Source organism: Psychrobacillus sp. NPDC058041, assembly GCF_042885655.1.
GTDB lineage: Bacteria > Bacillota > Bacilli > Bacillales_A > Planococcaceae > Psychrobacillus.
Map to the genome: position 1 here is coordinate 1 of NZ_JBHVRO010000001.1, position 25,041 is coordinate 25,041.

General features: G+C 34.5%; 18 protein-coding genes. 16 read left to right on the top strand and 2 right to left on the bottom strand.

Going from position 1 to position 25,041, the window contains the following annotated elements; translation table 11 throughout:
• From ACFVR1_RS00005 to ACFVR1_RS00015, 3 genes are all read left to right on the top strand, one after another.
• Positions 1–248: hypothetical protein (locus ACFVR1_RS00005; protein WP_387578759.1), on the top strand; the 248-nt coding region annotated here is incomplete at its 5' end.
• Between the two features lie 252 nt (positions 249–500).
• The gene (locus tag ACFVR1_RS00010) at positions 501–923 is read left to right on the top strand and encodes a VOC family protein (RefSeq protein ID WP_387578762.1); all 423 of its coding nucleotides are present in this window, start codon (positions 501–503) and stop codon (positions 921–923) included.
• 180 nt (positions 924–1,103) lie between these two features.
• Positions 1,104–2,255 carry an aminotransferase class I/II-fold pyridoxal phosphate-dependent enzyme gene (locus tag ACFVR1_RS00015; RefSeq protein ID WP_387578764.1) on the top strand — a complete coding sequence of 384 codons (1,152 nt, stop codon included), beginning with the start codon at positions 1,104–1,106 and terminating at the stop codon, positions 2,253–2,255.
• A gap of 227 nt (positions 2,256–2,482) precedes the next feature.
• On the opposite strand, the gene ACFVR1_RS00020 is transcribed toward ACFVR1_RS00015, so the two are convergent.
• A complete protein-coding gene (locus ACFVR1_RS00020) occupies positions 2,483–3,415 on the bottom strand; it encodes an LCP family glycopolymer transferase (RefSeq protein ID WP_387578766.1) in 933 nt (310 codons plus the stop codon).
• A gap of 216 nt (positions 3,416–3,631) precedes the next feature.
• Between ACFVR1_RS00020 and ACFVR1_RS00025 the strand changes: the two genes are divergently transcribed.
• The gene (locus ACFVR1_RS00025; RefSeq protein WP_387578768.1) at positions 3,632–5,593 is read left to right on the top strand and encodes a DUF5074 domain-containing protein; all 1,962 of its coding nucleotides are present in this window, start codon (positions 3,632–3,634) and stop codon (positions 5,591–5,593) included.
• A 92-nt stretch (positions 5,594–5,685) separates the two neighbouring features.
• Here ACFVR1_RS00025 and secA read toward each other — a convergent pair whose 3' ends face one another.
• Positions 5,686–8,055, bottom strand: coding sequence for a preprotein translocase subunit SecA (gene secA / locus ACFVR1_RS00030; RefSeq protein ID WP_387578770.1), 2,370 nt, complete (start codon positions 8,053–8,055; stop codon positions 5,686–5,688).
• Between the two features lie 162 nt (positions 8,056–8,217).
• Here secA and ACFVR1_RS00035 point away from each other — a divergent pair, with 162 nt between their 5' ends.
• The 12 genes from ACFVR1_RS00035 (at position 8,218) to wecB (ending at position 24,841) form a co-directional block, all read left to right on the top strand.
• Positions 8,218–10,455: a ligand-binding sensor domain-containing protein gene (locus tag ACFVR1_RS00035; protein ID WP_387578772.1), complete on the top strand. Its 2,238-nt coding sequence runs from the start codon at positions 8,218–8,220 to the stop codon at positions 10,453–10,455.
• A gap of 588 nt (positions 10,456–11,043) precedes the next feature.
• Positions 11,044–13,548 carry a phosphodiester glycosidase family protein gene (locus ACFVR1_RS00040; protein WP_387578774.1) on the top strand — a complete coding sequence of 835 codons (2,505 nt, stop codon included), beginning with the start codon at positions 11,044–11,046 and terminating at the stop codon, positions 13,546–13,548.
• A 92-nt stretch (positions 13,549–13,640) separates the two neighbouring features.
• Positions 13,641–14,054, top strand: a complete 414-nt coding sequence (locus tag ACFVR1_RS00045; protein ID WP_387578776.1) for a hypothetical protein — start codon at positions 13,641–13,643, stop codon at positions 14,052–14,054.
• A 446-nt stretch (positions 14,055–14,500) separates the two neighbouring features.
• Entirely contained in the window at positions 14,501–15,565 is a 1,065-nt protein-coding gene (locus ACFVR1_RS00050) for a glycosyltransferase family 4 protein (RefSeq protein ID WP_387578778.1), read from the top strand.
• A gap of 116 nt (positions 15,566–15,681) precedes the next feature.
• The gene (locus ACFVR1_RS00055) at positions 15,682–16,797 is read left to right on the top strand and encodes a DegT/DnrJ/EryC1/StrS family aminotransferase (RefSeq protein WP_387578780.1); all 1,116 of its coding nucleotides are present in this window, start codon (positions 15,682–15,684) and stop codon (positions 16,795–16,797) included.
• A gap of 72 nt (positions 16,798–16,869) precedes the next feature.
• Positions 16,870–17,610, top strand: coding sequence for a hypothetical protein (locus ACFVR1_RS00060; RefSeq protein WP_387578782.1), 741 nt, complete (start codon positions 16,870–16,872; stop codon positions 17,608–17,610).
• Positions 17,607–18,620, top strand: coding sequence for a Gfo/Idh/MocA family protein (locus tag ACFVR1_RS00065; protein WP_387578784.1), 1,014 nt, complete (start codon positions 17,607–17,609; stop codon positions 18,618–18,620). Before ACFVR1_RS00060 ends, ACFVR1_RS00065 begins: the two co-directional genes overlap by 4 nt.
• 71 nt (positions 18,621–18,691) lie before the next feature.
• Entirely contained in the window at positions 18,692–20,008 is a 1,317-nt protein-coding gene (locus ACFVR1_RS00070; RefSeq protein ID WP_387578786.1) for a nucleotide sugar dehydrogenase, read from the top strand.
• Positions 20,009–20,021: 13 nt separating this feature from the next.
• The gene (locus ACFVR1_RS00075) at positions 20,022–20,753 is read left to right on the top strand and encodes an acyltransferase (protein ID WP_387578788.1); all 732 of its coding nucleotides are present in this window, start codon (positions 20,022–20,024) and stop codon (positions 20,751–20,753) included.
• Positions 20,754–22,169, top strand: coding sequence for a lipopolysaccharide biosynthesis protein (locus ACFVR1_RS00080; protein ID WP_387578790.1), 1,416 nt, complete (start codon positions 20,754–20,756; stop codon positions 22,167–22,169).
• Positions 22,170–22,181: 12 nt separating this feature from the next.
• Positions 22,182–23,780, top strand: coding sequence for a 7-cyano-7-deazaguanine synthase (locus tag ACFVR1_RS00085; protein WP_387578792.1), 1,599 nt, complete (start codon positions 22,182–22,184; stop codon positions 23,778–23,780).
• Entirely contained in the window at positions 23,777–24,841 is a 1,065-nt protein-coding gene (gene wecB, locus ACFVR1_RS00090; RefSeq protein ID WP_387578794.1) for a non-hydrolyzing UDP-N-acetylglucosamine 2-epimerase, read from the top strand. The genes ACFVR1_RS00085 and wecB overlap by 4 nt, the downstream gene beginning before the upstream one ends.
• Positions 24,842–25,041: the final 200 nt, after the last annotated feature.

Genomic DNA, 25,041 nt, shown 5'->3' on the forward strand with positions numbered 1-25,041 from the left:
CTCATGCACCTGCCGCTTCGCTTTCGGTGCAGAAAAACATCTGCTATTCCCGCAGGAGTCGAGCACCTGCACTCCAAGCAACAATGAACACTAAACAAGGGGACCTATCAATAATCACCTTTAAAATTAATTACTTTTTTAGGATTTTCTCCTTCAAATTTGCCGTAGCGGAAATCAACAGAATTTCAAAGTTACTCTTCTTAATAGGACCGGGCGTTTTTTGGCCGGTTTTCCTTGTTGGAGAATAAATTGATCTTGGTTTTCTGAATTTGGTTGCGAGTTTGGAGAAATTGGTCTCGGTTTTGTGAAACTTGGTTGTGGCTCGGTCCAAATTGGTCTCGACTTCGAGAATTTGGTATCGAAGTGCCATTAATTGTAACTAGGTTAAAAATAATTGAACAGAAATGCCTAAAAATGAGTTATGTTTTGAGTGTTAAATGGTACAATATTGTTGACATTCATTATTGAATGAATAATGTGAAAAAAGAGGAGTGTTCCAAATGGCAGTTAATGTATATCTAAATTTTAATGGGAATTGTCGCGATGCTGCAGAGTTTTATGCAGAGGTTTTTAAGACCGAAAAACCACAAATTATGACTTTCGGTGAAGCGCCTCCAAGTCCAGATTACGTATTACCAGAGGAAGCAAAAGATTTAGTAATGCACACTCGACTTAACATAGGTGGAAGCAACATAATGTTTTCAGATGTTTTTCCGGGATCTCCTTTTATTGAAGGTAATAATGTTAGCTTAGCATTCGTTAGTGCAGATGAAAATGAAATTAGATCTGTTTTTGAAGCGCTTAAAGTAGGCGGTAAAGTAGGGGCTGAGCTTCAAGAAACGTTTTTTAGTAAATGTTATGGCAATTTAAAAGATAGATTTGGTATTGAATGGCAAGTAAGTGTTGAAACTGATCAGATGTAACAATAAAAAAATGGCTATACAACATTTAACTTTGTTGTATAGCCATTTTTTTGTGCTTATTTTTTTATTATTCTAATAATTCTCATTTACAAGCTAATTCCTGTTATATATGATAAGCGTAAGCAGTATATTATCCATTGAAAGTATAATATTTTTATAGAGGAAGAAGGATGGCTTGAAATGTCTCTAGATTTGAATCCACGTGCTAAAGTGTTAAAGGTACCAGGTATACGTCAGTTTTCTAATCAGTTAGTTCATTTTCCGAATGCGATTAATTTAACAATTGGACAGCCGGATTTTCCGACGCCTCAAGCAGTGAAAAATGCTGGCATACAAGCAGTAGAACAAAACTTAACTGGGTATTCACACAATGCTGGAATTCTTGAACTAAGAGAAGCAGTGAACACCTTTTTTACGAATAAATATGATTTTTCATATGACCCGCAAAATGAAATCGTTATTACAAATGGGGCAAGTGAGGCAATTGATACAGTCTTTCGGACAATATTAGAAGAAGGGGACGAGGTCATATTACCTGCTCCTTGCTATTCAGGATATGAACCAATCATTCATTTTTGCGGTGCAAAGATTGTTTATTTAGATACGACAGAAACAAATTTTCAACCATCTGCTGAAAAATTGGCAGAGCTGATTACTGAAAAAACAAAGGCGGTTTTCTTTAATTATCCTTCTAATCCAACAGGTGTCGTTTTGACGAAAGAAACTGTAGATGAACTCGTAAGCGTTTTAAAAGACAAAGATGTATATATTTTAACGGATGAAATCTATAGTGAAAACACTTTTTCTGGGAATCATGTTTCATTTGCAGCTTATCCAGAATTAAGAAATAAATTATTTTTTATACATGGCTTATCTAAATCACATTCGATGACTGGATGGCGCATTGGATTTTTAATGGGACCTTCAGAAGTCATGGAGCAAGTTGTTAAAGTACATGCATTTAATACCATTTGTGCTTCTGTACCTGGTCAATATGCAGCGATTGAAGCGTTAAGGAATTCAAAAGATACACCAAGCGAGATGAATGTGGAATATATAAAAAGGCGTGACTATGTATTCAAGCGATTAACTACAATGGGACTGCCTGTTGAAAAGCCAAATGGTGCGTTTTATATTTTTCCTTCTATTAAAAGATTCAACATGAATTCCTTTGATTTTGCTACGAAGCTATTACACGAAGGGGGAGTAGCAGTTGTTCCAGGGAGTACATTTACACATTATGGGGAAGGATATATTCGAATATCCTATGCCTACTCCATGGAAGTACTTGAAGAAGGATTAGATCGGTTAGAAAAGTTTATCCAAAGATGACTGGAGAGCGTGATTTGTCTTGTCCTTCATAAGGATGGCTCATTGCCAATGCAAAGAGCTCATATAGGAAGGCTAAGTGGGCCTCGTTCAGAGGAGACGCTCATAACCAAAAATCCTGTTGGCCAAATAGTCTTGATGGTTCGACCATGGAAAGAGAGTGTCTTTCCGTTTTAAAAAAATGACTGTAGGCAAACTCAATTGTTGTCGAGTTTATCTACAGTTTGGGTTCATTGCGAGTGCAAAAAGTCTCCACCTGATTCCAATTCCAAATGCTGCCTTAATTCCGAGGTGATGTTAGCCAACTCCTCTTTATCTACTATATAATACCAAATACCATCGATTCTCTTTCCTTCGCCTTTTTCGAATGCTATCGGTTCGATTTTAGTTATTGTATTTTTATAGCCTCTTTGTATGTCTATCATCTGTTCAAATGTCATATTTGTTCGGATATTTTGCTGGATGGTTGATAAGAAATCTTTGTATTTCCATAAGCTATTAATAGATGCACCTTCCTTTAAAACGGCTTGGAGAACTTGTTTCTGCCTCGCCTGTCTTCCAAAATCTCCAAGTGGATCGTCCTTTCGCATTCGAACATAATCTAATGCCTGCTCCCCGTTTAAATGGATTGTTCCATTAGAAAAAGTATATCCATTAACCTCAAAAGCTTTTGCATTTTCGATTGTAACCCCTCCAACGATATTTACAATCTCCAAGAAACTTTCCATATTTATTTGAAGAATGTAGTCAATAGGAATGTTTAGTAGATTCTCCACAGTATTTAAGGCCATATCAATGCCACCAAATGCATAGGCGTGATTAACTTTATCTAACTTATCTTTACCGATAATTTCTGTATAGGTATCCCTTGGTATACTGACCATTTTCGTTGAATCATTTGATGGGTTAACTGTTAGAACAATAATTGTATCAGATCGTCCCTTATCATTTTCACGTTCGTCGACACCAAGTATAAGAAGAGAAAAAGGTTCTTTTTTTTCTAGTTCAACTTCGGTAGTTCTTAATTCGGAAATCTTACGAATTTCTGGTTCTTGTATTGTTTGGATTGTAGTAGAAACATCATTATATAAAGTAGCTGCAAATACAACTCCACCTATTAAAAAACATGAAATAAGCGTAATCCAAATTACTTTCTTTGACATAAGGAACCTCGTTTCTATTTAGCAATAATGACTATATTTTGTTGTTTTGTTATTAAAAATATGAAAAAAAGGATTAAATTATTAATACGTTTCCACTTTAGTATGCTTTTAATCTAGTGAAATTAAACCTTAAAAACAAAACATGAATATAATTTTGAAGAATTTTGCCGAAGTATATAAGGGTGGTAGATTGTATATGGAGGAATGAGTTTTTTTATGAAAAAGATATTTAGTTTTGTATTATCAATTTTGTTTATTAATTTATTTATTGTTTCTCAAGTGTCAGCGGTAACTAATAGTAAGGGAATAATTGAAAAGATTGGTCCTTCTTTTGTTAGAACTATTGCGATGAGTGGAGCTGCCACGAGTGCCAATGGGGTACCCTATCAATACGTAATTCTTCAAGGTGAGCCTGCAGTTCTAGCTGTATATAAGTTGCCCGAAAAAGAATTAATGGATGAAGTGAAATTACCAAATTCAACTGCTGCTTGGGCTATCACAACGGATAAAAATGGACTGGCCTGGATAGGAGGAACCCCTACAGCTGCTTTATATAGTTATAATCCAACTACTAAGAAACTTACGAATCATGGTACACCAGATAACAGTCATACATCTATATTAGATTTAGAAGTTGTGGGTGATGCTATCTATGGTAGTACAGCACCAAATGGAAAAGTATTTAAATATCAAAATGGGAAATTTACAACACTGGGAACAGTAACTGGTGATCAAAAGAATGCACGAAGTCTAGCCTTTCAAACAGGGAGCAATCGATTATTTGTTGGATCTGGTTCCAAAGCATCTCTAATCGTTTGGGATTTAAAAACAAATAAAAAAGTTGAAATCTTACCTGCTGCTTATAAAAATGAAAGCGATGTATATGATTTAGATTATGTACAGGGCTTAATATTTGCAAAAGTTAGTCCAAGTAAGAAAATATTAGTATTCGATGCTAACACGAATAAGATGATTAAAGAACTTCCTGGAGGATCTCGTGGAGTTTCATCTGCCTCTCCAATGGATGGAAATGTCTACTATTCATATATGCAGAAATCTTCCACTAGTTTGTATCGATTTAATACAAAAACGAGAATTGTAGAAGATATGAAGATTAATTTAGCAGGAACAGAAGCGGTATCATTAGATTTTGTTAAATTACCTTCTGGTGAAACTATGCTAACTGGTTTATTAGGAAATACAGGCACACATCTTTTATATAATATCTCTAATAAGAATGTTGAAATTGAGAAATTAAAATTGCCGGAACAAAGTGTTCCAATTCATACAATTGGTGTTGATAATAATGGAAAAATATTTACAAGTGGCTATGTTTCTGGACAAGTATCTATTTATAATCCAATTGATAAAAAGAAAATACAAATTGCGGGAATTGGACAAGTAGAGGGAATGGTCCCTTACAATGGAGGAATGTATTTTGGTGTTTATCCAACTGCGGAAGTAATGTATTATCATCCTGAAACTAATCCCTACGGTACCTCTATTTTTTCAGTGGCACAAATGGGTCAAAAAAGACCAATTTCCTTAGCTATTGCTCCAAAAGAAAAAATAATTGCGGTAGGATCGCATCCAAGTCAAGGAACTATATCTGGAAGTCTCAGCTATTATAATTTGAGTACAAAAAAAGTATCTCATCGAAAAGTACTTTTCCAAAATCAAAGTGTTGTTTCATTAACATATTTTAATGGCTATTTTTATGGAGGAACTTCTACATTTGCAAATAGTAATGCTGAAGGCATTGGTACAGCGAAATTCTTTAGAATTCCGGCTAAAGATATTAATGCAAAACCAGAAGAGTTACCATCTCCAATTGCAAAACCGAGACTTATCTCTGCAATCGCCAATGGTCCTTCTTCTACTATTTGGGGAATAGCAGATGGGACAGTTTTTATGTACAATCCAAACACAAAAATAACAAAATCTATTCCGGTGGTAAGTCGAACAAGTGGGCAAATTAGAAATGGAACTATAATAGATGGAAAAGATGGTTTCATGTACGGAACGATAGAAAATAAATTATTTCGTATTCACTCAACCTCTTATAAAATTGAAATGCTTAGTGGAAACCAACAAGCAAATGGGGTTGCATTAGGAGGAGACGGTAATATTTATTTTACATCTGGTGGGGATGTATGGAGATATAATATTAAGTTTTAGTTAAAAGTAGGAGACTTGTTATTACTTGACCTGTTAACAAACTAGATGAAAAAGGTCAGTACATTGGATATTATCCTTTGTACTGACCTTCTTTATTCCTCTATTTTAGTTGCATTCAGTTGTAAATAGTATCGGATGATATCTCTAAAGAAAGTGTGAAGCATTTCGTTGAATAAATGAAGTGCATCAAAAGAATATAGTCGGTATGGATCTTCTTGCCCATATCCTCGTATGCTAATGCCTTCTCTTAAATGATGGAGATTACCTAAATGAGTTATCCATAGTCTGTCCAATACTTCCATATAAATGGTTTGAATATTACTCCAGATTTCATCTTCTGTACTAGCGTTACTTGAAATTTCTATAGCTTCTTTATAGACTTTATCCAATGCTTTTTTTAGTTGTTCTTTGCTCTCTTTATCGAGTGAATCATATCTATTTTCATCGTTAGAAGTTAGTAAAGAGATAATTTTAACCTCGTCAATTATTTCATTAAAGCTAGAGGATTGGTTCACATTGTCTAAATTTAACTCGGAAAGTTCCTCTACAAGAGCGCTATGACGTTCATGCATGGCATCAATGATGAGTGCTTGCATATTTTCAAGGTCTAATGCTTTCTCTCGATAATTATACATTACTTTTTGTTGGTCGTTGTTGATATCGTCCAGTTTTAAAAGATGAGAACGGCTAGAGAAGTGCATGCCTTCAATAACATTTTGTACATTGTAAACAAATTTCGTTGGATTAGGAGAAAGGATTAAACCTAACCCATCTGTTTTCACTTTGTCTTTATATTTAGCGAATTCGTCTTCATCATAGTAATAAAAAAGTTCATCTTCTAGTGAAACGATAAATTGTGTGCTACCTGGGTCTCCTTGACGACCACCACGACCGCGGAGCTGCATATCAATACGAGCGCTGCTATGGAGTTCAGTACCAATAATATGTAGCCCGCCTAACTCTGCAACGCTTTCACCTAATATGATGTCCGTTCCTCGTCCTGCCATGTTAGTAGCAAGCATAATTTTATTCAGTTGTCCCGCATTCGAAATTAATTCTGCTTCGTCTTCTACTGTCTTTGCATTTAGTATAGAATGTTCAATTCCAAGTTCTTTTAAGGTTGCAGAATATTTTTCAGATTGCTCAATGGAAGTAGTACCAATCAATACTGGGCGACCAATTTCATGGTATTTTTGTGTTTCTTCCACAATCTTTTTCATTTTATCTTCAGCTGTTAAATAAACAAGAGTTTCCAAGTCCACTCGTTTGTTTGGTTTATTCGTTGGAATCTCAGTTACTCTTAGATTATAAGTCTCCCAAAACTCTTCACGAGAAGGTACGGCACTACCTGTCATGCCGGAGACTTGTTTATAAAGTCTAAAATAATGCTGAATCATCACAGAAGCTTGTGTATTATTTTCTTCTTTAATTGTAACTTTTTCTTTTGCTTCTATTGCTTGGTGTAGTCCATCACTAAATGTGCGACCTTCCATTATACGTCCTGTGTATGGATCAACAATCATAATCATATCTTCTTTTACAATATAATCCACATCTTTACGCATTATGACTTTAGCTCGAAGTGTTTGCATAGCGATATGCATAAACTCACGGTGCTCACTATCATATACGTTGTCAATCCCAAAGGCTGATTCTAGGCGGTCTGCCCCATTATCCAACAATACAATTTGTTTCGTTTCAGGATAATAATTATAGTCTTCGTTATCTTTAAAAGAGTCAATTACAAGATGCATAATTGGAAATAGATTTAAACTTGCATTAGATTTACCTGCAATAATCAAAGGAGTTCTTGCTTCATCTATTAATATACTATCAACCTCATCGATTAAAGCATAAAAAAGAGGACGCTGAACAAGTTCACCTTCACTTTGCACCATGTGATCTCTTAAGTAGTCAAAACCAAATTCAGTTCCAGTTCCATAAGTAATATCGCAATTATATGCTGCTTGTTTTTCATCTCGTTCAATTCCAGAAATATTTAAACCTACAGTTAATCCTAAGTATTCAAAAAGAGGTTTCATCTCATCGAAATCTCTACTAGCCAAATATTCATTCGCTGTAATAATATGCATCCCTTTTCCATACAAAGCCATTACATATGCGGGAAGAGTAGCTACTAATGTTTTTCCTTCGCCTGTTTGCATTTGAGCAATCTGAGATTGTGTTAAGACAGCACCGCCCATTAACTGCGAGTCATAATGACGTTTACCAAGCACACGTTTTGAAGCTTCTCTTACGACTGCAAATGCTTCCACAATTAATTCCTCTGGAGAAACTCCATTATTTAACTGTTCACGGAAACTTTCTGAGTAAGCTTTTAACTCTTCATCTTTTTTATTTGTAAATGAATCTTCTAATGTATTTATTTTAGAAACAATTTTTTTAAGCTGTTTTAGTTCGATTACTTCTCCAGAAATCATTTTCTTAATAGAATGTAGCATGTTCATTCTCCCTACTTTTAAATTCCATATTCTATTATAACATGAAATAATCTAGCAAGCATTTTCAAGTTTTATTTCTAGTATTTCAAATATATTACAAAAAAAGTTTCAAAAGTTACCAATTGATGTTAATATTAGTATAAATAATAAGGGGGTTTTATTTTGAAGAAAATTTATATTCCTATGATTGCTGCAATGTTAGCAACACCCATAGGAAGTACTGCGAATGCAGAAGAAAATTTAAACCTAAATATCGGTAGTGGAAATACGGAAGAAGTGCTAGAGGTTGAAGGTAATGTCGAAGAATGGTTGGAAGATGTTATAGAAGAGGTTCCAACTGAAGAAGTGGAATTAGAAGGTCATGAAAACTTAGGACCAATGGTTTATAAATCTTCTGCTATTTCATCAAAGATTGCTGCTAATAACAAGGGAGAATACTTTATTTATTACATCATGCACGGCTCTCCATCAGCTTTAGTAGTTGTAGATTATCAAACTAAAGAAATTGTACATAGTTTTACATTAGAAGATTCTAAAAGTGCTTGGGGATTAGATGTAGATAAGAACGGAAAGCTCTGGATCGGCGGATCTGTATCAAGCGTACTTTATAGTTACGATCCAAATACCCAGGATTTCGAAAAACATGGGGCGATTTTTTCAAACAAGAGTGATACGTCTATTCAAGATTTAATTGTTGAAGGAAATAAAATTTATGCTGGTTCTGCTTATGGGGGATCACTTGCGACATATGACATACAAACAAAAGAAATTGAAGAGTTTGGTCAAATTCGCAAAAGAAGAGAATTTGTAAAAGCTATAGCAGCCGATGAAAAAACAGATGAAATCTTTGTTTCTATTGGATCTCCAATGGATTTGCTAGTAAAGAAACCTAAATCTAAAAATTTTACTTCTTTCCTGCCAGCGAAGTATATGTCTGAAAAATATGCACAAGATCTAATTCTAACAGATAAGTATATAGTTGCGAGGCTGCATCCATCTAATAAAGCCGTAATTTTCGATAGAAAAACACTTAAAATTGAAGACGAGTTTGACTTAAATTCTAAAACTGTTTCAACATTGTCACCTGATGGAAAGTCTATCTATTATACAAAAGCGCAACAATTAATAAAATATGATTTTGACACAAAAAAGCATACTGAACTTGACTTATTTTTACCAAAAGGAACAGAAGCTGTTAACTTAGACTTTATTATGAGAGATTCAAAGACTGTTGAAGAATCACCAACTCACAATGAAGGGGTTAAAGAAAATATTCCACTTGTTACTCCATATGATAAAAATATTTCATCCAAGAAATCTACAACACCTCAAAAACTAGTTTTTGATGAATCTTACGAAAACTCATCTAAGGAATGGATATTGTCTGGAATGGTAGATAATTTAGGTCAATTGTTTGAGTACAATCCACAAACGGAAGAAATAAATTATCTTCAATTTGATTTGCCGGAGCAACCAGTAGAACTTTATACTTTAGCCTCTAGCTCAGATGGTACAAAAATCTTTGCGAATGGATACATGTCAGGAGGACTTGGCATACTTGATGTTGCAACAGGAAATAAAGAGTTATATCGAAACGTCAGTCAAATTGAAACGATGTTTGACATTAATAACAAACTGTATATTGGAGCGTATCCACTTGCTAGATTGTTAGTTTATGACCGCTCACTACCATGGAACACTGAAAATCCAAAAGAAATTATTAGAATGAGTCAATATGGTCAAGAAAGAACAACTGCTGTCACACCTTTTAACGATGGGAAAGAAATCATTTTTGGAACTTTACCAGATGCTAGTGTTGGTGGTGGAGATTTAGCATTTTATGATACTTTTACAAAAGAAGTCGAAGTATATGAGGATTATATATATAGCCAAAGCATTGTTTCATTAGTAAGCAGAGGATCTGAAGTATTCGGTGGAACATCTATTCATGCGAATCAGCAAGTCAATCCAAGAGGTGCAAGATTATTCTACTTTAATAGAAGAAATCCAGAGGATAAAATCTACATTAATTTACCTTTCGACTCAAGTATGATTACTAGTTTAATAGTAGATAATAATAAAAAAGTATGGGGTATGGCAGATGGAAAGCTATTTGTGTATACAGATAGAGAAACAGAAGTCAAATTCGTTGAGCTATTGCCATTAATCTCAGGTAGATTCCGTAATGCGCAAATTGTAGAGAGTGACGATGGGTATATTTACGGAAGTGTAGAAGGGAAACTCTTCAGAGTAACTAAAGATAACTTAACTGTAGAGTGGTTAAAAAATAAAGGTGTATATGGACTTACCAAAGATATTAATGGAGATCTTTACTATTATGATGGTGGAAGTAATTTATGGAAATACACAATTGAAAAAAATCGTAAGAAACAGCAATAACTGAAGTGTGAATTCAGAAGAATTCATTAAACTACGAAAATCTTACTCTTAGTGCATAAGCAGAGCAATGTTTTTGGGCAATGTTTGATGGGGTAGGAATAGTTGCTTGCGCATTTCTTAAAGAATAAGCAGAAAGCTTATGTCATGAACAGGTTGATGATTTTAGGTGAAGTCGGATGCTTTCAAGGAGGTGAGTATCAAGTCTCTGTTCTCTGTCCAAGGGCTTGACTTACTTGTAAATCCCTTATGAGTCACCGCCTTCCGCTCCGATCAACAATCCAAAAATGAAAGACAATATGCTTCTGCAAAATAATGGACTGGTTCTTTCTTTCGTTTACCAATAAGTGGAAGCTTTATCCAAACCAAAAACAACCTGAATTTCAAATAAATCAAGATGACGACGGACAAACATCTGCCACAAGATTACCGAAAATAATGAATCGTGAAGTGAAGTTATCACTTCACGATTCATAACTCTAACGGTTATTGTAGCAGATGTTTTGTCCAAAACACTCAGGAAATACTAGAAATAAGATGCACTTAAAGGACACTTGCACATTTCTTTTAAAAAAGGAGAATCTTAATTTAATGAAACAAAAACTGCTTTACTTTTTAGTTATTTTTGCAATTGCCACGGGTGCACTATTCCAACCGAATCAAGCGGAGGCACAAACAACTAACGTTTATTGGGACGGTATTTTAATGGTTCCTGGTCAAGTAGGTAAAATAAAAGTATTAAAACCAATTAATTTATGGAAACGTACATCGAACGGATTAGTTTTTGAGAGAGTTTTAAAAGTAGGGGAGCAATACCGAGTATATCGCTATGATAATTTATATGGTGGTCAATACGGACTTGGCGGTAATATGTATATTACTAAAATTACCGGATATGTAGACTACAAAACACCATCCAAAGCGAAATTACAAGAGTTAGCAAAAGCAACAGGAACTACGACTCCGGGAACAAGTAATCCATCTCAATTATTTCCGACTGAAGCTACACCTAACATAACTGGTGGTAAGGTTTTGAGTCAATCTATTACCCAAATAGCGCCGGGAATTCGGAAAAAGTATTTTGATATTGATGGTGAAATTGGAAAACAAAATGTATTTGTTATAGATTATGATAACAAAACTACTAATATTGAACTAAAAACAGAACTTGCTAAAGATCAATTAATTGGACTGGAAACTACATCATCCCAAGCGAACAGTGTGGAACAAAATGATTCTTATCATGTTGTTGCCGGTGTTAATGCAGATTACTTTGATAGTCAGGGACAACCAATTGATTTAATGATGATGAATGGTTCCATTGTGTCCACACCACAAACTGCAATTAATGAATTAGCTGTATTAGGTATCAAGTCAGACGGTAAAGCAATTATTGGCGCTCCTCAAGTGTCGATGAATGTAAGTGTAAATGGTCAACAATTGTATGCTATTAATTCTGTCAATAGAAAAAGATTGGCAAACCAATTAGTGGTTTACACGAGAGATTTTGCCGCAACTACTAATACGAACCAACTCGGTACAGAAGTAAGAATAAAAGTAGATTCTGGTAAATTAAATGGTAAAGAAGTATTGACTGGAACTGTTCTTGAAAATGTCACGGGTGTAGGTAATGCTACTCTAAATAGAGATGAAATTATCTTATCTGGGCATAACTTTGCTAGTCAGTTCTTGCAAACTATTCAAGTTGGAGACAGAATTGAAATTAGTACAACCTTTACTCCTGTTGAATGGAATGATGTACAAGAATCTGTAAGTGGAAGATATCATTTAGTGAAAAACGGAACGCTTCAAACGATCCAAGTTGCAGGTGTTGCTCCACGTACGGCTATAGGTATCCGAAAAGATGGAAGTATTTTTACGGCGGTTATCGATGGGAGATCAAATGATAGTAAAGGTTTGAGTTTGCAAAACACCGCTAAACTCATGAAAGATTTAGGGGCAAATTATGCAATGACATTTGATGGTGGTGGATCTTCTACTGTTGTTACAAGAGAGCTAGGCGATAATAAAGTAACTGTTATAAATAATCCTTCGGACGGATATGAACGATCCGTTTCAAACTCTTTATTATTCATTAGTAAATATAAAACAGGTGCTTTGCATACAATTGCACCAACATCAGACGTTATTGAAGTATTCCAAGGTGCTACTTATGCGGACTTGTCCGTTCCTGTTAAAGGTATCGATCAATATATGAATCCTGTACAATTGTCAGGAAACGGAAAAGTAACTTCACCTGCTTTAACGGCAAGTGGAGGTAAGCAAATTGTTTCAGCAAGTCCGGGTATTTACGGGGGAGTTGTAACATTCGATGGGAAAACAACGAATATTAAAGTAGTAGTAACGAATACTTTAGACAGTATTGTCCCATCGGAAAGCTACTTACAAGTACAAAAAGGACAGGCTATTCAAATTTCCGCAAAAGGAATGAAAAATGGACAAGCTGTTCTTACAGAATCATCGGCATTTAGTTGGTCTTCTACAGTTGGTGCAATTCAAGCGAATGGTAAATTTACTGCGCAAAATAAAGATGGATTAGGATCCATTTCAATAAAATATGGTTCTAAATCTATTACAATCCCGGTTATTGTCGGTGAAGTGGCTCCAACTATATTAGAATCTTTTAATAAAGGTATATTTAATTATGAAGCAACTGGAGATCGAGTAAATTCTGTTTCAGTCCAAGAAGCAAAGAATGATCGTGACGGAACAAAAGCGATAAAACTAGTTTATGATTTTACGAATACATCTGGTACTTCTGGAGCGTATATAAAAGCAAAAACTAACTTAACAATTAGTACTCCACCTAAAAAAATAGGTATGTGGGTAAAAGGTGATGGGAAAGGAAACTGGTTGAGAGCGCAATTAGTAGATGCATCTGGTAAAGTTGTTCAGTTGGATCTAGACAAAAATGTCAATTGGACTGACTGGAGATTTGTAGAGGCAAGTGTTCCAACAGGCTTATCTTATCCACTTAAAATGGATTTACCAATTCGATATATGCAAACTGAAAATAGCAATAAATCGAATGGTGAAATAATTATTGATGATATCCAAGCTATTTATAAAGATTAATAGTAAGTAAAAAGATCTAGTTATTGCGGTAATTTTTGAAGTGTGATAATGTAATTAGTATGGATTTTTTTGCAAACTATGGAGGGAAGTACATGACTTCAAAAGATAAAAGTAACAGGAATATTCATTCATCTAGTTCTTTTGTTGAAGACCAAGCCCCTAAAGTGATTGGTTATTATAAACGCCAAGCTTGGGCACTAAAAGTTTTTGATAAAATTGATCAAGGCAATATAGTTGCAGACGGTACTAATGTAATACTCGCTTCATCAATTATCCAATCCAAAAACGATTTGTATTTTCCTGCTTTCATGCGAATAAATACAAAAGAAAAAGGCGAAGTAGTTGGTGCTTATTTAATCATTGAGGAAGATGAGAGTTTTCAATTATTACCTCTGGAAAGAGCATTAGAAGTATTACAAATGGATGAATTATTACCTTTTAAGTATCGAACACTTGAACAAATTAATGATGACAAGTATCAGGTAAACTGGCCAGACTTCTCATAATAAACGTAATTTCTATAATAGTGAGTAAACAATGTTTTTATTCGCTTTACTTAGTGTTAAAGTTTCAAAAGTAATCTTTATCAAATTAAGTATAGAAAAGACTGTTTTTCGCTAATAATGAAGCGAAAAGTCAGTCTTTTCTTTCTTTATATTAAACTTGGTTACAACTCTATTTTTATAGTATAATCATTAATTGTAGGAAACTTTTAAATTGCTCACTCGTCTATTAATTATGGATCATACTAATTTAACAATTACGTCACGGTTTAATGGCTAGGATTTTTATTTTTATTGTCATAAGCTTTTAAAATAAGTGACATCGTCGAAGACTTTGACTTTCTTCAGCTGTTGACTGGACATCCACTGAATGGTAGATATCGCCGCTAGAAATGGGATACTTCTACTAAGTAAAGTTAAAATTAAATATAAAGACAAGGATGATATTTTTGGATATAAAATTACTTCTTGCTTTTATCATATCACTGGTAACGGCAATAGCTGTTACACCACTAGTTATTAAACTGGCACATAAAATAGGAGCTGTAGATAAACCTTCCGAGCGTAAGGTTCATCAAAATGTGATGCCGAGATTAGGTGGACTAGCAATATTTATTGCAGTTACAGTAGGTTATTTTGTAGCAGGATTATATGAAGCAAAAATTAATGGAATAATTGTTGGTGCATTGATTATCATTGTCTTGGGAATAATAGATGATAAGTATGAAATTTCTGCAAAAGTAAAGTTGGCTGGTCAAATACTTGCTGCTTGTGCAGTAATGGGTAGCGGTTTAACGATTCAAGTATTAAATATTCCCTTTCTAGGTGTGTTTGATCTTGGAATATTTTCGTATGTAGTCACATTACTATGGATTTTAGCAATAACAAATGCGATTAACTTAATTGATGGTTTGGATGGATTATCAGCGGGTATTTCTTCCATTGTATTTGCAAGTATTGCGTTTCTAGCATTTTCTGGAGACAAAATGTTGATTTTAACACTTTCCTTAATATTATTAGGTAGTACACTTGGATTTTTGTTTCATAACTTTCATCCGGCAAAGATTTTCATGGGAGATACAGGTTCCATGTTTCTAGGGTATTCAATTGCCATATTGTCGTTATTAGGTTTGTTTAAAAGTGTGACATTGTTTAGCTTTGTCGTTCCTGTAATGATTTTAGGTGTACCTATATTTGATACTTCGTTTGCGATTATTCGTAGACTTGTAAATAGAAAGCCAATATCTGTGGCTGATAAGTCGCATTTACATCACCGATTACTTGCTCTAGGGTTATCACATCGGGATACAGTATTGGTGATATATGGTTTTGGTTTAATTTTTAGTATCTCTGCGATTACATTTGAAACTCTAACATTAAGATGGGCAATTTTTATTGTGGTTTTCATTTTGATTGCATTTGAGATTGTTGCAGAAAAAATAGGTCTCGTAAATGATGAGTATCGACCAATAATATCTGTTTTTCGTAAGGTTGTTGGGTATAAGCGCAACTAGCTTTTAGGCAGATGAGAAGCGTTTCATTCAGTCTAAAAGAATTCCTAATAGGGAATTTGTGCTTTTCACATATTAATATTAATTAAATAATTCATTGAATGGTTGGTGTAAACGAAATGAAAGTACCAATGTTAGATTTATCCGAACAATATGCAAATTTAAAAAGTGAAGTATTAGAAGCACTAGATAGTGTGATGAGTAGTTCACAATTTATTTTAGGAAATAACGTAAAAAAATTGGAAGCGGATATCGCTAAGTATAGCCATGTTTCTCATGGTATCGGGTGTGGAAATGGTAGTGATGCAATTCATATTGCTCTACAAGCAGCAGGAATTGGTGCTGGAGATGAAGTAATTACAACACCATTTACATTTTTTGCGACAGGTGGAGCAATTGTAAGAGCTGGTGCAACACCAGTTTATGCGGATATTGACCCCGTGTCTTTTAATCTAGATCCTAACGAAATTGAAAAACATATAACAGATAAAACGAAAGCAATTATTCCGGTTCATTTATATGGACAAATGGCGGATATGGTTAGCATCCGTAAAATTGCTGATAAACATAACTTAATTGTTATTGAAGATGCAGCTCAAGCAATTGGTGCTAAGCAAGGAGAGTTTACAGTAGGTGAACTAGGAGATGCAGCAACATATAGTTTCTTCCCAACTAAAAACCTTGGTGCTTATGGCGATGCTGGAATGGTCATTACTAACAATGACGATATTGCGGAAAAGAGTAAAGTAATTCGAGTACACGGAAGTAAACCAAAATACTACCATCATGTACTTGGCTACAACAGTCGTTTAGATGAAATGCAAGCGGCAATATTAAATGTTAAGTTCCCTCATTTAGATAAGTGGGGTGAGCAACGTAGAAAACATGCGGACTTTTACACAAGTTTATTAAATGAAAAAGTGTCTGAGTTTGTTCAACCACCTGTAAAAGTAAAAGGTTTCTATCACGTTTTCCATCAATATACAATATTGACTGATCGTCGAGACGAATTACAAGCTTACTTAAATGAAAATGGTGTCTCTACTATGATTTATTATCCACTACCATTGCATCTTCAACCGGTTTTTGAAAGCTTAGGTTACAAAAAAGGGGATTTCCCTAAAGCTGAAAAAGCTGCAAATGAAGCACTTTCTTTACCAATGTTCCCAGAGTTAAAAGAAGAACAACAAAAATTCGTGGTAGAGAAAATTGCTGAGTTTTTTGCTAAAAAATAATGAAACGGTGAATGGGTAGAGGGAGACGTGTATACGTTTCCCTCTACCTGCCTGTATTGAAGGAGAAGTGTAATGACAGAAAATAAGAGTTATCGATTATATGATTCATTAGAATTTTTTTGGAAGAAAAAGGTTTGGTTTCTTATTATCCCAGTAATTGTGGCTATCCTAGGATTTTTAGGTTCTATGTTAATTCCTAAAGACGGAGACTACGTAGGAAAGAGCACTATCTTCACAGGATCTGTAAAGATAGAGGCATTAACAAATCCTGAACATATAATGACCAAGTATGGAAATCATTTTACAGGAAAAACAGATGTATTTGTCCCAACCAGGAGTTATATTAAAACAGAAACTTATGGGAATAATAAAGAAGAAGTAACAAAAGAGCTTAATCAGTTCAATGATCAATTATTAGGTGCTCTAATGGCGCAAAATAATAAAGTTATTGAAGGTACGGAAAAATATGCTGCTACTCAAGAATTAAGAGCTAAAAATTTGGAAGAAGCGATTGCTAGTTATAAAAAACAACTTGAAAATTCGGTGAACTTAACAGATGCAAATAATTTATCTAGTTTAATACTACAAGCTGAATCGGAATTAACAAATTCATTGGCTACAACGCAGCGTGTACGAAATGATATTATCGCATACGAACAACCTGCACTCGCTAAGGAATCAACTGTTGTAAAAACAAAATCATATGGCTTAGAAGGTACAATTGCTGGATTTATTTTTGGGATTTTATTAACACTGTTTGTGTTATCTTTATGGAAATATATTTTAGAAGCTAGAGGGAGTAAAAGAGCATGATACAATTTGCAATAGTAGGTATGGGTTTCATCGCAGATAAGCATATAGCTGCTATCCGCAATACAGAAGGCGCAAACCTATTTGCCATTTGTGATAACAACCCTGACAGATTAGTATTAGATGATGAAAATGTTTTAAAATATACAGACTTAGAAAAAATGCTTCAGGACAACCCTCAAATTGATGTTGTGAATATTTGTGTGCCATCTGGCCTTCACGCTAATTTGACAAAAATAGTTGCGAAGTATAAAAAACATATAATTACCGAAAAACCTATGGCATTAAATTCTTCAGATGCAAAAGAAATGATGGAAGTAGCAGAAGAAGAAGGCGTAAAACTTGCTATCGTACATCCGAATCGTTACCGTCCAGCAATTATGGAAGTTAGAAAATTGATGGATGCAGGAGAAATGGGTAAATTAAGCCATGCGAATGCAACAGTCCGGTGGAATAGAGGTCAAGAATATTACGACCAAGCTCCATGGAGAGGGACGAAGAAGTTTGATGGTGGCGTTTTGATGAACCAGGCGATACATAATTTAGACTTACTTCTTTGGTTTATGGGTCCGGTGAAATCTGTTCAAGGTATGGTATCGACAAGATTCCGTGATATCGAAACAGAAGATGTTGCAACTGGGCTAATCGAATTTGAAAGTGGTGCGCTTGGTGTTGTAGAAGCTGCAACAACTATCTACCCACAAAACTTAGAAGAATCTCTTTCTATCTTTGGTGAAACTGCTAGTGTGAAAATTAGCGGAAAAAATGCTTTATTCATTGAAACATGGGATGTTGAAGGATATAAAGAAGAGGAAGTAGAAGCTCTGAAAGCAAAAATCCAGAATGATCCTTGGGGTAAGAAGGGGCATGACTGTATTATTGAAGATATGGTAGCTGCGATTAATGAAAATCGAGAGCCAGCAGTGAGTGGTCTAGATGGTTATAACCCGGTTCGTTTAATCGAAGCAATTATCGAATCATCTGAAACAGGCAGACGTATTACTTTTTCGTAATTAGAAAGTGCAACACTTCTGGACAATTAATAAGATATACAATCTGATTGACAATAAAAGGAGAGACAATAATGTCTACATATTATGAAGAACTATTAGCAAAAATCGAAAATCATACTGCCGTAATTGGTGTAGTTGGACTAGGTTATGTAGGTTTACCACTTTCAGTAGAAAAAGCAAAAGCTGGTTACACTGTTATAGGTTTTGACGTACAAGAATCTAAAGTAGAACAAGTAAACAAAGGAATTAACTATATTGGTGATGTAGTCGATAACGATTTGAAAGATATGGTAGAGTCTGGTCATTTAAGAGCTTCATCGGATTATGGTTCTATAAGCGCAGTGGATGCAGTAGCAATCTGTGTTCCAACTCCATTAGATATCTATCAACAACCAGATACTTCTTATGTAGAAAGTTCTGTTCATGAAATTGCTAAATATGCAAAAAAAGGAACTTTAGTTGTTCTGGAGTCAACAACTTACCCAGGTACTACAGAAGAAATTATTCGAAAAGCTTTAGAAGATAAAGGATTTATTGTTGGAGAAGACATTTTTATCGCATATTCTCCTGAAAGAATAGATCCAGGTAATAAGAGCTTTAATACAAAAAATACTCCAAAAGTAGTTGGGGGTATTACAGAAAAATGTACGAATGTGGCAGCTGCGCTATACAGCAGTGTGCTAGATGGTGACGTGCATAAAGTTTCAAGCCCAGCGATTGCTGAAATGGAAAAGATTTTTGAAAACACGTTCCGTCATATTAATATTGCACTTGCAAACGAAATGGCAGTCCTTTGTGAAAAAATGGGAATTGACGTTTGGGAAGTAATTGATGCAGCAAAAACAAAACCATACGGCTTTATGGCGTTCTATCCAGGACCAGGTCTTGGAGGGCACTGTATTCCAATCGATCCATTCTATTTAACATGGAAAGCAAGAGAGTATAACTACCATACAAAATTAATCGAATTAGCTGGTGAAATTAATAACTCGATGCCGGATTATGTTATTACTCGTTCAATGCAAATATTAAATGATGAAGGAAAAGCTCTTCGTAATGCAAAAGTTCTTTTACTTGGTGTAGCTTACAAAAAAGACATCGACGATATGCGTGAATCTCCATCATTAAAATTAATTGAATTACTTATTCAACAAGGGGCTGATTTCAAATCAATCGATCCACATGTTGATAAATTCAGAGTAAATGGTGAGGTTCTAGAGACAACTACATTAACAGATGAGTTATTAGAAGAAGCTGATATTGTTATCTTAGCAACAGATCATAGTTCATTTGACTATGCAAATATCGCGAAAAAATCAAAAGTAATTTTTGATACGCGTAATGCATTCAAAGGAATCGAAACTCCAAATCGTTATATCAAACTTTAAGGGGGCTGTGAACATGAACTTTATACATGAAACTGCTAAACTTGGCGAAAATACAACTGTTGGTTATTTCTCAGTCATTGAAGAAGGCGCGGAAATTGGTAACAATGTTCGTGTAGGTAATCGTGTAACGATTCATGCCGGCTCAATTATCGGTGATGGTACAACAATAGATGATGGAGCAGTTGTTGGAAAACAACCTAAACCTGCTAAAACAAGTACGATGCAAATTACAAAAGAAATTCCTCCGCTTAAACTTGGAAGAGAATGTACGGTTGGAGCGAATACGATTATATATAGAGGAGCAATTATTGGTGAAAGTACATTAATCGCTGATTTGGCAACTGTACGAGAAGACGTGGAAGTTGGATCATTTGTTATTATTGGCCGTAATGTTACAGTAGAAAACTTTGTAACTATTGGCGATAGAACAAAAATTCAATCGAACTCTTATATTACAGCCCACTCTACATTAGAAGATCGAGTATTTATCGCACCATGTGTGACAACAACAAACGATAACTTTATGGGTAGAACAGAAGCACGTTTCGATAAAATTAAGGGTGCAATTGTAAAAAGAGGAGCTCGAGTTGGTGGTGCTTCTATTATTCTTCCTGGTATTACAATTGCGGAAGAAACCTTTGTAGCAGCCGGAGCAATCGTTACTAAAGATACGGAAGAGAAAACAGTCATTAAAGGGTTCCCAGCTAAATTCTTAAAAAATGTACCTGAGGAGGAACTACTCTAAGTGTTTTCTCAGCTAAAACGTTTAGGAGCGGATTCGCTCCTTTACGCATTTATGAATGTAGGAACGAAACTGATCGCTTTTGTTTTGTTTCCATTCTATACTTATTATCTATCTGGTCTTGCTGAATACGGTATGTTAGATTATATTGATCGACTTGTTTCTATGCTGACTTTTTTAGTTATCTTTGGGACTGATTCGGCATTAGCATACTATTATTTTGAGTATAAGGATAAAGAAACAAGAGAAAAATATGTTCGATCCGTTATGACATTCCGTTTAATGATTGTGGTTATTTTGTTTCTAGTCTTTTTTCTTGGTGGAGATTGGTTATCGAAGTTACTTTTAGACTCAGAGGGTTATAGTAATTTATTTTATATCGCTTTTGCCACTTTATTTTTAGATACAATTATTACTTTAGTTTTAACAATACTTCGTTATGAATTTAAAACAAAGAAAGTCGTTATTACTACAGTAACAAAAATGCTATTATTTGCAGTTTTATCAATTGTTTTCCTGATATATATTTGGACATCAGTGGAAGGTGTATTAATCGCCCGTCTAATAAGTGTTGGATTGATTATTTTAGTATTGATAAAACCTTCAATGCCATATTTGCGTCCTATATTTGATTGGACAATTTTAAAGAAAATATTAATATATGCAACTCCTCTTGTACCAGCGTCACTTGCATTTTGGTTAATTATCAACTCAAATGTTTTTTTCCTAAAAGAGTTCACTTCTTTTGAAGAATCAGGAATATATGGCACTGCTGTAAAATTTGCAACTTTTATTACTTTGTTAACTAGCGGTGTCCAGTTAGCATGGCGCCCGTTCTCTATGTCTTTAAAGGATAAAGAATCCAGTCCACAATTATTTGCGACTTTATATGCTGCTATTTTAATAATAGGAAGTTTTGGGGTATTGCTACTCGCTACGATTATGCCTTTAATTATTTTAATATTGGCGGAACCGTATCAGATTGCTTATCCATACGTAGCACCAATAGCTATTGCAACATTTATAAACTTCTTTTATATGATTGTTTCAACAGGAATCTTTTATTCCAAACAAACGAAGCATGTTTCCATTGCTTTTGGTATAGCTGCGATAGTTTGCGTTATCTTAAGCATACTGTTTATACCAATGTATGGAATATGGGGAGCTGTAATTTCATACGTCACTTCTTACTGTGTTGCATTGTTTTTAGTGTTCCGTAAAAGTCAAAAGCTTTATTATGTTCCGTTTTCAGGGTTTAAAATGGCTTGGACAATCTTATGCTTAATTGTAGCAACTGCAAGTATTGTATATATTCAAGTAAAAGACTTAAATAGTTGGTTAATTGCAGGGGTATGGATAGGATTTATCATCCTAATTCTTGTGATACGAATGGATAAATATTTTGTGAAAAGAAAGTAATGGTGATAAGACATGGCGAAGAAATGTATAACTAACCTTAGGCATAAAGATTTTTATCCTATTAAAGGTGAGGGCTATGAAGGTTTTTTTAGAGGTTATTTTTACTATGAAAATCAATATGTCACCCATGAAAACTTAGCAAGTCTATTTGATGGTGAAGTGCTTTCTTTCATGAATTTTGCAAGTTGGAATGGCGAGTTTGCGCTCATATTGCAAACTAACAACGAGATAATATTAGTTACAGACAAAAAAAGGTCTATTCCATTGTTTTACAAGTTAGACGAATCAGATGCTTGGATTGTACAGGATCATCTTGAACCTAATTCTACTATGACGATTCGAAAAGATGCAGAAGAAGAGCTTTTATTGACAGGCTTTGTAGTTGGTGAGAAAACATTATTTCAAGATTGGTCTCAACTTGAAGTGGCTTCTATAGTTCGATTAACAGAACAAGCATCGAAGCATCAATATTATTCCTATGTAGTAGAAAAAGAACCTGACTCAATTGATAGTTTTGCTGAGGAGCTTTCTCATATTTTAAATACAGTATTCGATGACTTGGTAGTAAGATTGGCTGACAGAAAAATTGTCCTTCCCCTCAGTGGAGGATATGATTCACGAATCATTGCCTTATTATTAAAAGATAGAGGACTCACTGATTCTATTATTACTTTTACGTACGGTAGACCAGGTAATGGGGAAGCTACTATAAGTAAAGAAATTGCCGGTCGTTTAGGATTGAAATGGAAGTATTTCGCATATGACAAAGCTATGTGGGAAAAACTTTATAAATCAAAACTGTGGAAAGATTATGTTTTATTTGCAAGTAATGGAACATCTGCAGCGCATCTACAAGACTTCCCGAGTACTAAATTATTGGTGGAAGAAGAATCTTTACAGAATGCTGTTTTTATCCCCGGACATTCACTAGACTTCTTAGGGGGAAGTCATTTACCATATGAAGCTATTATTGATAAAGAATTTACTGAAAAGGATATAGTAGATTTTATTGTTCCAAAGCATTTCAGATTATGGCAAAAACAAGGTGGAATAGATCATATAAGTAGTAATATAGGTAAAACTCTTACTAAAGATGTGTCCGATTATAAAAATTATACTAATGAGCTGGTTACTTCGATTATTGATGAATGGAACTGGAAAGAAAGACAAGCAAAATTTATTATTAATTCCGTTCGAGTCTATGAATTTTTTGATCAGGATTGGTCTATGCCATTATGGGATGACCGTTTGATTTATTTCTTCAGCAAAGTTCCGGCGGATTTAAAATATAAAAAGTATTTATATGACTATACTTTGCATAAAATGTATCCTGAATTTTTCCCATTACCTCAAAAGCCAGGCCCAGAAAATTCATTGAAAAATAAATATGGATTACTCTATCCTTTATTGCGCAAAATATATCGTAAGAAAAATCTTTACAGAAAATATTTTGATGAACCAATGGAATGGTTTGGTATTTATCCAACGTACAAGCAATATGTAAAATCGCTAACGTTTAAAAAAGACGGGCAAAAATATGAGCACCCATATAATATCAATTCATTTATCACAAAAGATATGATTCAACTGATGAAGGAGATAACAAAATGAAAGTTCTTACCATATTAGGTGCAAGACCACAATTTATTAAAGCAGCACCTGTTTCACGCGTTTTACGCCAAGAGATAACTGAGTTAATCATCCATACAGGACAACATTATGATGCAAATATGTCTGATATCTTTTTCGATGAGCTAAACATTCCTAAGCCTGATTATAACTTAGGAATTGGTTCAGGAAACCACGGTAAACAAACTGGTGAAATGCTTGCTAAAATCGAAGAGATTATTTTAAAAGAGTCTCCGAATTTTGTTCTTGTTTACGGAGATACTAATTCTACACTTGCAGGTGCACTTGCTGCAGCAAAACTTCATGTTCCAATTGTACATATTGAAGCTGGTCTTAGAAGTTTTAATAAGAGAATGCCAGAAGAGGTAAACCGCATTTTAACAGATAATGTGTCAAGTTTACTTCTTTGTCCAACGGAAACAGCTATTCAAAACTTAACGAACGAAAATATTAAGGATGGCGTTTATAATATTGGGGATGTTATGTATGATGCTGTTTTGTACAATAAAACACTTGCTGAATCTACATCTACTATATTAGAACGGGAAGAATTACAATCAAAAGATTATTTATTAATCACAATACATCGTGCAGAAAATACGGATGATGTTGATCGGATGAAGTCAATTTTAGATGCATTTAGTCAAATTGCTGACAAAAAAGTATGGCCAATTCACCCACGTACGAAGAAAAAATTAGAGGACTATGGATTCCAATTGGATCAAATCCCTAATTTACAAGTAATCGAACCTGTTGGCTATTTAGATATGCTTTCATTAGAAATGAATGCCAAAAAAATTGTTACAGATTCTGGTGGGGTTCAAAAAGAAGCTTACTTTGCAGAAGTTCCTTGTGTAACTGTTCGCGATCAAACTGAGTGGGTAGAAACATTAATAGAGGATGCAAATATCTTAACAGGAACGGATACAACTAAAATTGTTGAAGCAGTACAAAAGCAAGTTTCACCTTCGTATACTCCAGTATTTGGAGATGGAAAAACCGCTGAAAAAGTATTAGCTTTACTGAAAGAATACGAAAATTAATTCAGTAAATGTTTTTGCAACAAGTTAGCGCAGGAGCAGGGGGGGCTACCCCTTACTGAATTAAGTTAGCCTTTGGGCGCATATAGTCCGAGACGTAATTGATGAAAATAAAGTAGGTGTGAGCATTGTTAATTTTTAGCATATGGCTCTTTACTGTGGTGGCTTCCACATACCTTTTTAAAAAGGTTTCTGGAAGCCTT

Bases quoted from the DNA above. Each gene is read 5' to 3' on its own strand.
- ACFVR1_RS00010 (WP_387578762.1), top strand. From the start codon at position 501: ATGGCAGTTAATGTATATCTAAATTTTAATGGGAATTGTCGCGATGCT.
- ACFVR1_RS00015 (WP_387578764.1), top strand. From the start codon at position 1,104: ATGTCTCTAGATTTGAATCCACGTGCTAAAGTGTTAAAGGTACCAGGT.
- ACFVR1_RS00020 (WP_387578766.1), bottom strand. From the start codon at position 3,415: ATGTCAAAGAAAGTAATTTGGATTACGCTTATTTCATGTTTTTTAATA.
- ACFVR1_RS00025 (WP_387578768.1), top strand. From the start codon at position 3,632: ATGAAAAAGATATTTAGTTTTGTATTATCAATTTTGTTTATTAATTTA.
- secA (WP_387578770.1), bottom strand. From the start codon at position 8,055: ATGCTACATTCTATTAAGAAAATGATTTCTGGAGAAGTAATCGAACTA.
- ACFVR1_RS00040 (WP_387578774.1), top strand. From the start codon at position 11,044: ATGAAACAAAAACTGCTTTACTTTTTAGTTATTTTTGCAATTGCCACG.
- ACFVR1_RS00045 (WP_387578776.1), top strand. From the start codon at position 13,641: ATGACTTCAAAAGATAAAAGTAACAGGAATATTCATTCATCTAGTTCT.
- ACFVR1_RS00055 (WP_387578780.1), top strand. From the start codon at position 15,682: ATGAAAGTACCAATGTTAGATTTATCCGAACAATATGCAAATTTAAAA.
- ACFVR1_RS00060 (WP_387578782.1), top strand. From the start codon at position 16,870: ATGACAGAAAATAAGAGTTATCGATTATATGATTCATTAGAATTTTTT.
- ACFVR1_RS00065 (WP_387578784.1), top strand. From the start codon at position 17,607: ATGATACAATTTGCAATAGTAGGTATGGGTTTCATCGCAGATAAGCAT.
- ACFVR1_RS00070 (WP_387578786.1), top strand. From the start codon at position 18,692: ATGTCTACATATTATGAAGAACTATTAGCAAAAATCGAAAATCATACT.
- ACFVR1_RS00075 (WP_387578788.1), top strand. From the start codon at position 20,022: ATGAACTTTATACATGAAACTGCTAAACTTGGCGAAAATACAACTGTT.
- ACFVR1_RS00085 (WP_387578792.1), top strand. From the start codon at position 22,182: ATGGCGAAGAAATGTATAACTAACCTTAGGCATAAAGATTTTTATCCT.
- wecB (WP_387578794.1), top strand. From the start codon at position 23,777: ATGAAAGTTCTTACCATATTAGGTGCAAGACCACAATTTATTAAAGCA.